Consider the following 13,455-nt stretch of genomic DNA (forward strand, 5'->3'; position numbering starts at 1 on the left):
GGAGGTTGATATGTCAGATCATCGCACCTACAAGAAGCTCGAACTGGTCGGTTCGTCGACCAATAGCATTGAAGACGCCATCAGTAACGCAATCGCCGAATGCAGCAAGAGCGTGAAGAACGTCGAATGGTTTGAGGTGATGGAAACCCGCGGGCACATTGTCGATGGCAAGGTGGCGCACTTCCAGGTCACTGTGAAAATCGGTTTTCGCGTCGAAGGCAGTTGATTTCGATGTTCTATGGAGGGGGGCTGGGCGCCGGCTCCCTTGCCGCTCTGGTCCGCTTATTTCCTCTCCCGTTTGCGTCCCCGCATGGCTGTGTCTAACCTCTGAATATGGCCTGCAAAGCCCTGCGTGACGGTGCTATCTAACCGTCTATCAAGGCCCATTCCCCTTGTTCAGGAGGACATATGACGATTTCTCGGCTGAAATGCCCCCGGCTGTTTCGTCAGCAGTGTTATGTTGATGGCCGCTGGCTTGATGCCGCCAGCGGTCAGACGCTGCAAGTGGACAACCCTGCCAATGGCGATCTGGTTGGGCGGGTGCCGGTCATGTCGGCGGAGGAGATAGGTACGGCGATTGACGCGGCGTCAGCAGCGCTGCGCCAGTGGCGCACTCGTACCGCCCAGGAACGGGCCGATTGCCTGCTGGACTGGCATGACCTGATGCTCGAACACAAGGAAGATCTGGCAACGCTGATGACCCTCGAGCAGGGCAAGCCGCTGGTGGAATCCCGTGGCGAAATCGAATATGCCGCCTCCTTCATCCGCTGGTTTGCCGAGGAGGCCCGGCGGATGTACGGGGAGACCATTCCCGGGGCGCGGATCGGTCAGCATATCCTGGTCACTCGGCAGCCGGTCGGAGTATGTGCAGCGATCACGCCCTGGAATTTCCCCGCAGCGATGATTACCCGCAAGGCCGGCGCGGCACTTGCCGCAGGTTGCACCATCATCGTCAAACCGGCCAGCGCAACGCCATTTTCTGCTCTGGCCCTGGCAGCACTGGCGGACGAGGCGGGCATTCCCCACGGCGTATTCAATGTAGTGACCGGCAAAGCCAGTGAAATCAGTGAAGCCCTGACCCACAGCCCCAAGGTCCGCAAACTCAGCTTTACCGGCTCGACGGATGTTGGCCGCCGACTGATGGCGCAATGCGCCGAGCATATTCAGAAGATCTCCCTGGAGTTGGGTGGCAACGCACCTTTCATCGTCTTCGACGATGCGGATATCAGCCGGGCGGTAGAAGGCGCGATGGTCTGCAAGTTCCGCAACACCGGGCAGACCTGCGTTTGCGCCAACCGGTTTCTGGTGCAGTCGGGCGTGCATGATGAATTCGTCGCCGCGCTGGCTGAAGCCATGGGCAAGCTGCGGGTGGGAGATGGCTTCGAGCCGGGCGTCACGCAATCGGCGTTGATCAATGGCGATGCGGTAGAGAAGGTGGTGGAGCATTTCGAGGATGCCCTGGCCAAGGGAGCCAAACGGGTCTGCGGGCCGGCGCCGGACACCGATCGAGGCAACTATGTGCAGCCGGTGTTGCTGACTGATATCAACACCGAAATGACGTTGTGCCACGAGGAAACCTTCGGCCCGCTGGCGGCGGTGTTGCGTTTTGACACCGAGGAAGAAGCGATCGAGCTGGCCAATGCCACTCCCTTTGGCTTGGCGGCCTATTTCTATAGCCGTGATATCCACCGCATATGGCGGGTGGCAGATGCGCTGGAGGCAGGCATCATCGGTATCAACGAGGGGCTGATTTCCAATCCCATGGCGCCATTCGGTGGCGTCAAGGAGTCCGGTCTGGGGCGCGAAGGCTCCCGCCATGGCCTGGATGAATATACCGAGCTGAAATATCTCTGCATGGGAGCGGAATAGGCGTGATCGATACTCTGCCAACCGGCGTCATCCGGACCCGCAATGCGCTTGGACGTCGTTTCATTGAGGTTGACCACCCAGCGGTGCATGCCCGGATCGCGGAACAGGGGGCACAGATCATCGCTTGCGCACCCACCGGTCAACAACCCTTGTTATGGATGAGTCCGGTGGACCCGGCCAAGCCCGACACCGCATTGCGCGGCGGTATTCCGCTGTGCTGGCCATGGTTTGCCGATGAGCGCCCGGGGCCGGCACACGGCATCGCCCGTACCAGCCATTGGCAATTGCGCCTGGCCGAAGCCGACTCGCAGCAGGTGCGCCTCGTGCTGGAACTGCCCGAGCAGGAGATAGCCCGGCAATTGCCCGGTGAGCATTGGGCCGTCCAGGTCGAGATGGTGCTTGGTAGCAGTTTGAGTGTGACGCTCACCACAACGAACACCGGCCCCCGGCCCCAGCCTCTGAGCCAGGCGCTGCACAGCTATCTACCCGTGGACGATATCGATAGCGCCCAGATCCTGGGATTGGAGGGTGCCAGTTACATCGACAAGTTGCAGGCGGGCGCGCAATGTCGCCAGCAGGGACCCGTTCGGTTCAGTGGCGAAGTGGACCGGGTGTACTTTGACACCACAGCGGACGTGCAATTGCTTGATGGCTCGGGCGAGCCGTTGTGGGTGCAGCGCCGCAATAGCCAATCAGTGGTGGTATGGAACCCATGGCAAGCCAAGGGCGCACGCCTGTCCCAGTTCCCCGCGGATGGCTATCGCGGCATGGTATGCATCGAAGCCGCCAATGCCGGACCGGATGCACGCCTTGTCGAAGCGGGGCAGACCCATTGGCTGCAGACCATCATCAGCCGTCACCCGCCCTAAGTGTTGATCCGCTAACCGCAGCATCTACTACTAAATGACGACACCAGACCTGCCAAGGAGGCATTCACGCTACACGCCTGGAGTCACTAGTATCGAAGCATGACCTGCGCCTTGGGGCCAGGCTGCGCATAGAGGACTAAGAACAATGATTTACGCCAATCCTGGAGCTGCCGGCTCCCTCATCACCTTCAAGAACCGCTATGGCAACTTCATCAACGGTGAATTCGTTGCCCCGGTCAAAGGCCAGTACTTCAGCAACACCACGCCGGTTACCGGTGAAGCCATCTGCGAGATCCCCCGCTCCACGACCGAAGATATCGAGCTGGCGCTGGACGCAGCTCACGCGGCGAAGGCGGCATGGGGGAAAACCGCTGTGCAGGAGCGCTCGCATCTATTGTTGAAGATTGCCGATCGTATCGAGCAGAACCTGGAGCTGCTTGCGGTAGCCGAGACCTGGGACAACGGCAAGGCCGTGCGTGAAACGCTGAATGCCGACATCCCGCTGGCGGCCGATCACTTCCGCTACTTTGCCGGCTGTATCCGCGCCCAGGAAGGCAGTGCCGCGGAAATCAACGAAACCACCGTGGCCTATCACTTCCATGAGCCGCTGGGTGTAGTAGGGCAGATCATTCCCTGGAACTTCCCGATCCTGATGGCCGCCTGGAAGCTGGCGCCGGCGCTGGCAGCGGGTAACTGCATCGTGCTCAAGCCGGCTGAGCAGACGCCGGTCAGCATCCTGGTGCTGGCCGAGCTGATCGCCGACCTGCTGCCGCCGGGTGTACTCAATATCGTCAATGGTTATGGCCGGGAAGCTGGTGAAGCGTTGGCCACCAGCAAGCGCATCGCCAAGATTGCCTTCACCGGCTCCACCCCGGTGGGCCGGCATATCATGCGCTGTGCAGCGGAGAACATCATCCCGTCCACAACCGAACTGGGTGGCAAGTCTCCCAATATCTACTTCGCCGACATCATGAAGGCGGAAGAGAGCTTTATCGACAAGGCGGCCGAAGGTCTGGTGCTGGCTTTCTTCAACCAGGGTGAAATTTGCACCTGCCCGGCCCGCGCGCTGATTCAGGAAAGTATCTACGACGACTTTATCGCGCGGGTGCTTGAACGCACTCGCCGCATCAAACGTGGCAATCCGCTGGACACTGATACCCAGGTGGGAGCGCAGGCTTCCGAACAGCAGTTCGACAAGATCCTTTCCTATATGGAAATCGCTCGGGAGGAGGGCGCTGAATTCCTTATCGGTGGCAACGCCGAGCGTCTGGAGGCCGAACTGGGTGGTGGGTACTACATCGAGCCGACCCTGCTCAAGGGACACAACAAGATGCGTGTGTTCCAGGAAGAAATCTTCGGCCCGGTGGTAAGTGTCACCACCTTCAAGGATGAGGCCGAAGCGCTGGCCATCGCCAATGATACCGAGTTTGGCCTGGGCGCCGGCGTCTGGACCAGAGACATGAACGTTGCCTACCGTATGGGCCGCGGAATCCAGGCCGGACGGGTATGGACCAACTGCTATCACATGTACCCGGCCCACGCAGCCTTCGGCGGCTACAAGAAATCCGGTGTCGGTCGGGAGACCCACAAGATGATCCTCGACAGCTATCAACAGACCAAGAACCTGTTGGTCAGCTACGACGTGAATCCGATGGGCCTTTTCTGAGCTGTTGGTAACCAGACGGTGTGCCGGTCCGCTCCACCGGCAGGCCGCAATAGCATGCTTCGGATCTTAGGCCCTTCGGGGCCTTTTTTTATCTACCAGGCTGCCGGATAAGCGCGCCCTCAGTATGATGTCCGCCGCTATCAGCAGGCTTTCGGTTGCAATGACAAAAAGGACACGACATGTGCACAACATCCAGTGAGCGCATACTCAGACGGACGCCGCTGGCGCTCGCACTTACGCTTGCACTGCTACCGCAGGCCCACGCCCAGGACCGGCTCAGCCTGCCGGCGCAGATCATCCTCGGTGGTGGCGATGACCAGGACCTGCAACTGCCGCTGGCGCGGCATACGGTGTCAGGCCAGCAGCTGAATGGGCCCAACCTGGGTGCCAACCTCTCGGAATCCCTGCAACGAGTACCCGGACTGGTGGCCCTCAACCGGCAGAACTATGCCCAGGATCTGCAAATTTCATCTCGTGGTTTCGGCGCCCGTGCCCAGTTCGGCGTGCGTGGCGTGCGTCTGGTGCAGGATGGTATTCCGCTGACCATGCCTGACGGTCAGGGCCAACCGGCACTATTCGACCTTGATGGTCTGCAGCGCATCGAGGTGCTGCGCGGCCCGTTGACCACGCTGTACGGCAATGCCTCCGGCGGCATCATTCAGGGCTACACCGGTGAGGCACCGTTCTACCCGACACTGGACAACCGCACGGTGATCGGCAGCGACGGACTGTGGCGCTCGCGCCTGCGCTACGGTGGCCAGCATGGCGACCTGAACATCAGCGCCAACGTCTCGCGGCTGGAGACCGACGGCTACCGCGACCACAGCGACACCCGCCGCGACATCGCCAACCTGCGTCTGGGTTGGGATATTGATGATGATTCCAGTTTGACCCTGTTGATCAACAGCCTGGACCAGCCCGATACCCAGGACCCGTTGGGGTTGACCGCTGAGCAGATGCGCGCCGACCGACGCCAGGCACCACCGCAGGCCTACACCTTCGATACCCGCAAGTCGGTACGCCACAACCAGGTTGGGCTGAACTACCAGCGGCGCCTGGCCAATGACGACCAACTGACGGCGATGGTCTACGGTGGCGAGCGAGACATGCAGCAGTTTCTGGCCTTTCCCGGCAGTGGCGCGACCGCTGGTGGCGGGGTAGTCGAGCTGGACCGACGTTTCGGCGGCGGCGAACTGGGCTGGCAGCGTGAGACCCGAGTGTTCGAATTGCCGGTGACCTTTGCAGCCGGTCTGGCCTACAACTACCAGGGCGAGGAACGCAAAGGCTTCGTCAATGCCAGCGGCAGCAAGGGCGGCTTGCAGCGCGACGAGTTCAACCGGGTCGACAGCCAGGAAGCCTATCTGATCAGTACCTGGCAACTGGCGCCGCGCTGGGAACTGGTAGCGGGGATGCGCTACAACTGGGTGGAATTCGACTCGGACGACGACTATCTGGACGATGGCCAGGACGACAGCGGCCGCATGAGTGTGCACCGCACCAACCCGGCGCTGGGTCTGAACTGGCAGTGGAGCTCGGAGATGAGTCTGTACGCCGCCTTCGGCCAGGGCTTCGAGACCCCGACCTTCCAGGAGCTGGCCTACCGGCCCGATGGTGCTGGCATGAACCAGGCGCTCAAGCCGAGCCTGTCCCGCAATGCCGAGATCGGGCTGAAATGGCGCCGGGAAAACACCCGGCTGGATCTCGCCCTGTTCCACAGCCGGGTCAAGGATGAGATCGTTACCGGCACCAACCAGCTGGGCACCGGCCGTTCTACCTATACCAATGCCGGGCGCTCCACCCGCCGCGGCATGGAGTTGAGCATCGAGCAGCAGTTCGCCGCTGGCCTGAGTGGTTACCTTGCCTATACCTGGCTGCAGGCCGAGTACGATCGTTTCGTCGACGGCGATGGCGCCAACCATGCGGGCAATGACCTGCCGGGCATTCCGCGCCACAGCTTCTTCGCCGAACTGGCCTGGCAGCCCCAGGACAGTGGCTTCGCCACCGCCATCGAGGCCCAGGGCATGAGCCAGCGCTACGCTACCGACGACAACCAGCACAAGGCCTCGGGTTATACGGTGTTCAACTGGCGCGCGGGCTATCAATACCCGGTCGGCAATTTGTCCCTCGAGCCCTTCGCTCGCCTGGATAACATCACCGACCGCGAGTATATCGGCTCGCTGATCGTCAACGGCTCGGGTGGGCGCTACTACGAGCCGGCGCCGGAGCGCAGCTGGCTGGTGGGATTGGGGCTGCAGTATCAGTGGCGCTAATGCGAACCCGCCCTTAACTCTTGTAGATCAGTGCCCCAGAGCCAGCTTTGCGCTGGCTCTTCTCGGCCTTCTTGCGGGCACTGATCGTAGCCACGCACTGCTGATCGTCATGCAGGATGACGATGCACTCCAGGCACTGGATGCATTCGTCATAGTCGATCCGTCCGTCGCGGTGTATCGCGCCTATGCCGCAGTGGTTGCGACAATGCTGGCAAGGCTTGCCGCAGGCATCAATGCGCTTCAGCCAGGAGAACAGGCGCAGCCTGCCGAGTACCGCCAGCCCGGCACCCAGCGGGCACAGGTAGCGGCAATAGAACTTGTGGATGAACAGGCCCAGCCCGAGTAACAGCAAGGCATAAGCGACGAAGGGCCAACTGCGGATCAGGAACAGGGTGATGGTGGTCTTGAACGGCTCGACCTCGGCCAAGCGCTCGGCCAGGGTCTGCGACAGCAGGGCGCTGACCAGCAGGACCAGCAGAATCCCGTACTTGATCCACTGCAGACGGCGGTGCAGCGGCTCCGCTATTTTCCATTGGCGCAGGCGCAGTTTCTGGCCCAGCCAGGCGACCAGGTCCTGTAGCGCACCGAACGGGCAGAGCCAGCCGCAGAACAGTCCGCGCCCCCAGATGAACAGGCTGACAAAGGTAAAGCTCCAGAGCACGAAGATCACCGGGTCCATCAGAAATACCCGGATATCGAAGCCATCGACCAGTGCCAGCAACAGCGTGGTGATATTGACCACCGACAACTGCCCCTGGGCATACAGCCCGATAAACACCAAGGTGAACAGCAGAAAACCGCCGCGCAGCAGGTGAAAGGCACGGGTGTGCCGGCTGATCCGGTGCTGGAAGGTGAAGATCAGGCTCAACAGCAATAACGCGCTACCCAGCAGCGCCAACTGCCACCAACGCTCCTGCCATAGACGCAACCACACCGGACTCGGCTTGGCGGCGGCGCTGGGCTGGTGGATCTCGAATAGCCTGGGGTCGGGCTCGAAGGGGTGTTCCAGTACCAGCTGGCTTTCTACCAGGTGATTGCGTTGCAGGTTGACGTTGAGCCGCACCTGGGCGGGTTGCGCGGGATTGTAGGCTGCGTGGGTCTTGATGCGGAATATATGCGCCTGGAGATCATCCGGGGGCATTATCGCCAGGCTATCCAGCAGCGCACCGTTATCGAAGTCCATATCGTGCAGTTCGATGGCCTGGCCGTTCTGCACCAGCAGCAGCCGGCTGGGCGAGGAGGCGGCGGTGAAATCCTCCGGCACATGGCGGTAGCTGCCGCGCGACATCACCAGCAGTGCCTGCTCTCCGTCGCGCAGGCTGCTCTGCAAACGGGCAAAACCCTGCTCGCCCAACAGGTTGCGCCCGCTCATGGGCGTATCCAGGTAGGCAAGGAACAGCTCGCTGAAAGCCTGGTCGTGATCCATGCCTGGATAATGCTCCAGTGAATGCCCCAGGCGCTGCTCCAACTCGTCGGGCTTCAGTAGCCAACGCTGGACCAGCCCCCGCTCCAGCAGTTGTTGCCAATCCAATGGTTCAAACAGATCCATGCGTGGTGTCGCCAACGGCGCGCTGGTAAAGCCTTCAAGATAAGCGCGAGCGACGGCCAGAGCCGATTGCAACACACTTTCATTGAGGATCACCACGGAGACGGTGGCCTTGCTGATGCCATCGAACTGGGTAATCGATTGGCCGTCACTGGAATCCGGCTTGCGACCGCCGACCACCACGGGCTTGCTGAGGGGGTGCTGGCGGTATTGTTCAACAAAATCCAGCAGGGCCTTGTCCCCCATACCATGCAGGAATACCGGCTCATGGTGACCCAGCACCCGGACCCCGGTCAGCACTCCATCGACATCCAGGCCAACCAGCAGGTGGAAGGGTTTGCCGGCAAACCCCTGCAGGCTGGAGTGGTCGGTAGATTCGAAGGCGTAGCCGAGCAGCTCATTCAACTGGTATACCGGGTAAACAGGCACATCGCCCTGCTTGGCATCAACCCGAGTCGCCTGGGGGAACAGCGCCTGGATCGCTTCCTGGACCTTGGGTGGTGGAGCGCTATCGGCTGGCAGCAGCGGGCTGATCAGCAGCAGGATCAGCGCCAGCAAGCGTAGCGTTGGCTGCAGTCGAGAGAACATCGACATGGCTTGCCTCGATCGGTTCATGGTGTCTCACCATGCTATCCGCCTCAGGACACGCGACCATGCGACTTGAGGGGCGCCGAGGCACGACTTCAGTCGTAAAAACGCCTCCGCCGCCCGCTTTGAGGTAACCTGTGGTTTCCACAAATAAAACAATAAAGGTCGCTTACTACCATGGCCTACGATATTAGCCAGCTACGCAAATTCGTTACTCCCGAGATCATTTTCGGCGCCGGTTCACGCAAAACCGTGGCCAACTACGTCAACACCTTCGCCGCCCGCAAGGTACTGCTGGTTTCCGACCCTGGCGTGGTAGCAGCGGGCTGGGCCGCAGACGTGGAGAACAGTCTGCAAGAGCAGGGCGTGGACTACGTTCTGTATACCCAGGTATCGGCCAATCCGCGGGTAGAGGAGGTGATGCTGGGCGCCGAGGTCTATCGCTCCTCGGCTTGTGATGCCATCGTTGCCATTGGCGGGGGCAGCCCGATGGACTGCGCCAAGGCGATCGGCATTGTCGCCACCAACGGTGGGCATATCCTCGATTTCGAGGGAGTCGATACCATTCGCACGCCCGTGCCGCCGGTGATCCTGATACCGACCACGGCGGGCACCTCGGCGGATGTGTCCCAGTTCGTGATCATTTCCAACCAGCAGGAGAGGGTGAAGTTCTCGATCATCAGCAAGGCGGTGGTGCCGGACGTGGCCCTGATCGATCCGGAAGTCACCGCCACCATGGATCCTTTCCTGTCTGCCTGTACCGGCGTCGATGCCCTGGTGCATGCGATCGAGGCTTATGTATCCACCGGCAGTGGGCCGATGACCGATGCCCACGCGCTGGAGGCCATGCGACTTATCAACGGCAACCTGGTGGCGATGATCAAGCAGCCCGACAATATCCAGCTGCGCGAGAAAATCATGCTCGGCAGCCTGCAGGCCGGGCTGGCGTTCTCCAATGCCATTCTCGGGGCGGTGCATGCCATGTCGCACAGCCTGGGCGGCTATCTGGATCTGCCCCATGGTCTGTGCAATGCCATCCTGATGGAGCACGTGGTGGCCTTCAATTATGATGCCGCGCCAGACCGCTTCAAGGTGGTGGCCCAGACGCTGGGAATCGATATCCGCGGCCTGAGCGGCCCGCAGGTCCGCCAGCGGTTGGTGCAGCATTTGATTGATTTCAAGCATGCGGTGGGCTTCGCGCAGACGCTGGGCATGCATGGAGTGGGCATCAGCGATCTGCCGATGCTGTCGATCCACGCCATGGACGACCCCTGTATCCTGACCAACCCGCGTGAATCCAGCATCAGGGATGTGGAAGTGGTTTATGCCGAAGCACTTTGATCCACGTCGCGAGATGCTGACCGGCCTGCTGGGGCTGGGGCTGCAGTCCGCGCGTAAAAGCTACTATCCGGAACTGATGGACCGTCTGCAGGAACTGGAAACAGAGCGCAATCGCTACAAGTGGCTGTTCGAGAATGCCGTGCATGGCATATTCCAGGGTGATATGGAGCACGGCATCCGGGCCGCCAACCCCTCGCTGGTGCGCATGCTCGGCTATCCCTCGACCGAGGCCGTGCTGGCGGCAGCCGGTGAGCTGAAGGATAACTTCTTCGCCGGGGGGCCGGCGGAGTTCGTCCAGGTCTGCGAGCGGCTACAGCTGGAGGGCGAGCTGGTTGGCTACGAGACTCGCCTGCGGCGCCTGGATGGCAGCGAGCTGGATGTGCGCATGAACCTGTTGCTCAAACAAGAGGAGGGGCGCCAACTGGTGGAGGGCTTCGTTGCCGACATCAGCGGTCGCAAGCAGGCCGAGCGGGCCATGCAGCAGCTCAACGAACAACTGGAGCAGCGGGTGCATGAGCGCACCCTGGAACTGGAAACCCTGAATGACAGCCTGCGCCGCGAAATCATCGAGCGGGAGCGGGTGCAAGGGGCACTGCGTGATGCCCGGGATGCCGCCGAGCTCGCCAATCGCAACAAGGATCACTACCTGGCCGCGGTCAGTCACGATCTGCTGCAACCGCTGAATGCCGCGCGGCTGTTGATGGCCACCCTGCGTGAACGAGCATTGCCCAGGTCCGAGGCGCAACTGGTCGAACGCTCCCACGCAGCATTGGAAAACGCCGAGGACATACTCAGTGACCTGCTCGATATTGCCCGCCTGGATCATGGCAACATCCCGCTGGAGCTGGGCAATCACACCCTGGCCGAGATCATCGACCCGCTGTTGAGCGAGTTTCAGGGGCTGGTCGAAACCTGCGGACTGCAGGTGCGGGCACGGCTCGGGCGCTGGGCCGTGCGTACCGATTACCGCATGCTCAGCCGCATTCTGCGCAACCTGCTGAGCAATGCCATTCGCTATACACCGAGCGGGCGGATACTGATTGGTTGCCGGCGCCGGGGTGAGCTGTTGAGCATCCAGGTGTGGGACACCGGCCTGGGCATCCCCAGCGAACGCTTCGATGACATATTCCGTGAGTTCAACCAACTGCATGGTGACCGTGTCGGCCCCCGCAAGGGAGCCGGGTTGGGGCTGGCGATTGTCGAACGCATCGCCCGGCTGCTCGAGGCGCCCCTGCAAGTGCAATCGGTGGTTGGCTCAGGTTCCATGTTCAGCGTCACCGTGCCGCTGGCCAGGGCCAGTGCACCGACCCCGCCGGATGCACTGCTGGCGCGGTTGCACGCGCCGCTGCAGGGGCGGCATCTGCTGGTGATCGACAACGATGCGATGATCCTTTCCAGTATGCAGGGGCTGCTGGAACAGTGGGGCGCCCGGGTGCAGGTCGCGGTCGACCTGCCGGGCGCACTGGAGGCGCTGGGTGGTCGCCTCCCGGACGCCATCCTTGCCGATTACCACCTCGATGCCGGGCAGACTGGTTGCGATGCGGTAAGCCGGTTGCGCGAACACTTCCAATGGCAGATACCGGCAATCATGATCACCGCCGATCGCAGTGAACACAGTCGGCAGCGCTTGCGTGACCTGGGCATACCGGTGCTCAACAAGCCGATCAAGGCCGGCAAGCTCAGGGCCATGCTCGGGCAGGTGCTGCATTAGGCTCTGGCCCTGGGAACGTCAAGCACCAGCTTGATGGGAGTCAGCCGGTAACGCCATTGCCACTGGCCAGTCCTGGTACGAGCTGGTGCTCGAACCTCCCAGGCCCAAGTCCCTCCACCTCGGCCAGAGCCAGGCAGCAATGTGCCCGAGGGTGAGTGGAAAAACGCGCTTCCTCCCAAGGTAGCAAGCGAGCCTGTGCTTTGGCAGCAGCTCGTCAATCTTTGGTAGGGCCCACCAAAGCCCGGTACTTTCAGCTCCTTGGCAGAATGGGGGCGCTGCCTCCGCTTTCCGATAATCCGCTGGACGCCCAGTTTCGTCAGCCACTGATTCCATCGGAGAGCACAATGAACAAGAACAATACTGCCTATCCTCTATTGACCGCCCTGGCTGCGGCCATGCTCAGCGCACCGGCCTCGGCCGCCATTACCCTGTACGATCAGGATGACACCAGCTTTTCGGTCGACGGCTATTTCAATGCCTTCTACGTGCACAACAAGGTTGATCATATCGACCCCGATCTGGACCGCAACCAGTCGCGGGTGAAAATGGGCTTCCTGCCCAACTACATCGGTTTCAATGTCGGCAAGAAATACGACAACCTGACCCTCGGTGGCCGTTCCTCGTTCTGGGTCACCATCAACGACAGCCAGGACAACGCCACCGAGACCGGCATCGATGTTCGCCAGTTCTACGGTACCGTTTCCGGCAGTTGGGGTGAGGTACTGTTCGGCAAGGACTTCGGCCTGTTCGGACGCTCGAACATCATGCTCGACGAGTTCCTTACTGCCTATGGCCAGTCCAGCGACACCCTCGGCCTGGTCGATGGTGGCGGCGTATCCTTCGGCAATATCGGCACCGGCTATCCCTATCCGTTTCCCACTTCGCAGATCACCTACCGTTCACCGGTGATGAGCGGCTTTCGCGCCGCCGTGGGCATCATGGACCCGGTCGATGGTCATCTGGTGGACGACAACGGGGTGCAGACCGGCAAGGACTACCAGGACAGCCCCCGTTTCGAGAGTGAGCTCACCTACCAGTTCGAGCTGGGTGACGCGCAACTGCACACCTGGCTCAACGGCATGTACCAGCAGGCGGATAATACCGGCGCAGGCATTGACTCGGTGACCTCCCGCGGGCTGGGCTACGGTGTGCAGGCCAAGCTGGGGGCGCTGTCGCTGACCGGCTCCGGCTTCAACGCCGAGGGCGTCAATCCCTTCTTCACCAACAACGCGACCCAGGCCAGCCTGCGCGAAAGCGACAGCAAGGGATACCTGCTGCAGGGCTCCTATACCTTTGGCAAGACCCGGGTGGCGCTGTCCTATGGCAAGACCCGGGATGACGGCAACGGCCTGGGCTATCAGGCGGACTTCAAGACCAGCGGTATCGGCCTGTTCCACAGTCTCAATGAGAACCTGACACTGGTTGCCGAGTACAACCGTTTCGACCTGAAGAACCGTGATGCCGGTGACCGGATAGAAGAAACCGACACCCTGGCCCTGGGAGTGGCGCTGGGCTGGTAGAGGCCGGCGGGCAGCCCTTCGTCCTTTAGCACTAGGGTCTTGCTACTCAAGCAGGATGGGGCCGGGGCGGGGGGC

General features: G+C 61.5%; 9 protein-coding genes. 8 read left to right on the top strand and 1 reads right to left on the bottom strand.

The genetic code is table 11. From position 1 onward, the window contains the following. The first annotated feature begins 10 nt into the window (after nt 1-10). From DHB74_RS15055 to DHB74_RS15075, 5 genes are all read left to right on the top strand, one after another. Nucleotides 11-226: a dodecin gene (locus DHB74_RS15055; protein WP_036989835.1), complete on the top strand. Its 216-nt coding sequence runs from the start codon at nt 11-13 to the stop codon at nt 224-226. Nucleotides 227-408: 182 nt separating this feature from the next. Further along, entirely contained in the window at nt 409-1,869 is a 1,461-nt protein-coding gene (locus tag DHB74_RS15060) for an NAD-dependent succinate-semialdehyde dehydrogenase (protein ID WP_036989834.1), read from the top strand. Between the two features lie 2 nt (nt 1,870-1,871). Next, nucleotides 1,872-2,738, top strand: coding sequence for a D-hexose-6-phosphate mutarotase (locus DHB74_RS15065; RefSeq protein WP_051610862.1), 867 nt, complete (start codon nt 1,872-1,874; stop codon nt 2,736-2,738). A gap of 145 nt (nt 2,739-2,883) precedes the next feature. Continuing rightward, complete coding sequence (gene exaC, locus DHB74_RS15070; protein WP_499161839.1) at nt 2,884-4,404, top strand: acetaldehyde dehydrogenase ExaC; 1,521 nt, start codon at nt 2,884-2,886, stop codon at nt 4,402-4,404. Between the two features lie 179 nt (nt 4,405-4,583). Continuing rightward, nucleotides 4,584-6,674 (top strand): TonB-dependent receptor family protein, encoded by a 2,091-nt coding sequence (locus tag DHB74_RS15075; RefSeq protein ID WP_499161841.1) that lies wholly within the window; start codon nt 4,584-4,586, stop codon nt 6,672-6,674. A 13-nt stretch (nt 6,675-6,687) separates the two neighbouring features. Here DHB74_RS15075 and DHB74_RS15080 read toward each other — a convergent pair whose 3' ends face one another. Then, on the bottom strand, nt 6,688-8,814 hold the full coding sequence (locus tag DHB74_RS15080; protein ID WP_499161843.1) for a 4Fe-4S binding protein: 2,127 nt from the start codon (nt 8,812-8,814) through the stop codon (nt 6,688-6,690). Between the two features lie 171 nt (nt 8,815-8,985). Between DHB74_RS15080 and ercA the strand changes: the two genes are divergently transcribed. The 3 genes from ercA to DHB74_RS15095 all read left to right on the top strand — a co-directional run bounded on the left by ercA (nt 8,986) and on the right by DHB74_RS15095 (nt 13,380). Further along, on the top strand, nt 8,986-10,149 hold the full coding sequence (gene ercA, locus DHB74_RS15085) for an alcohol dehydrogenase-like regulatory protein ErcA (protein ID WP_036989830.1): 1,164 nt from the start codon (nt 8,986-8,988) through the stop codon (nt 10,147-10,149). Further along, the gene (locus DHB74_RS15090; RefSeq protein ID WP_499161845.1) at nt 10,133-11,860 is read left to right on the top strand and encodes a hybrid sensor histidine kinase/response regulator; all 1,728 of its coding nucleotides are present in this window, start codon (nt 10,133-10,135) and stop codon (nt 11,858-11,860) included. Before ercA ends, DHB74_RS15090 begins: the two co-directional genes overlap by 17 nt. Before the next feature lie 344 nt (nt 11,861-12,204). Continuing rightward, nucleotides 12,205-13,380 carry a porin gene (locus DHB74_RS15095; protein ID WP_193075810.1) on the top strand — a complete coding sequence of 392 codons (1,176 nt, stop codon included), beginning with the start codon at nt 12,205-12,207 and terminating at the stop codon, nt 13,378-13,380. Nucleotides 13,381-13,455: the final 75 nt, after the last annotated feature.

Origin of the sequence: Pseudomonas sp. G11-1, assembly GCF_024031555.1 — a bacterium.
In the GTDB taxonomy this organism is placed as follows: domain Bacteria; phylum Pseudomonadota; class Gammaproteobacteria; order Pseudomonadales; family Pseudomonadaceae; genus Halopseudomonas; species Halopseudomonas bauzanensis.

Coding starts and splice junctions, on each gene's coding strand:
- DHB74_RS15055 (WP_036989835.1), top strand. CDS start 11: ATGTCAGATCATCGCACCTACAAGAAGCTCGAACTGGTCGGTTCGTCG.
- DHB74_RS15060 (WP_036989834.1), top strand. CDS start 409: ATGACGATTTCTCGGCTGAAATGCCCCCGGCTGTTTCGTCAGCAGTGT.
- exaC (WP_499161839.1), top strand. CDS start 2,884: ATGATTTACGCCAATCCTGGAGCTGCCGGCTCCCTCATCACCTTCAAG.
- DHB74_RS15075 (WP_499161841.1), top strand. CDS start 4,584: ATGTGCACAACATCCAGTGAGCGCATACTCAGACGGACGCCGCTGGCG.
- DHB74_RS15080 (WP_499161843.1), bottom strand. CDS start 8,814: ATGTCGATGTTCTCTCGACTGCAGCCAACGCTACGCTTGCTGGCGCTG.
- ercA (WP_036989830.1), top strand. CDS start 8,986: ATGGCCTACGATATTAGCCAGCTACGCAAATTCGTTACTCCCGAGATC.
- DHB74_RS15090 (WP_499161845.1), top strand. CDS start 10,133: ATGCCGAAGCACTTTGATCCACGTCGCGAGATGCTGACCGGCCTGCTG.
- DHB74_RS15095 (WP_193075810.1), top strand. CDS start 12,205: ATGAACAAGAACAATACTGCCTATCCTCTATTGACCGCCCTGGCTGCG.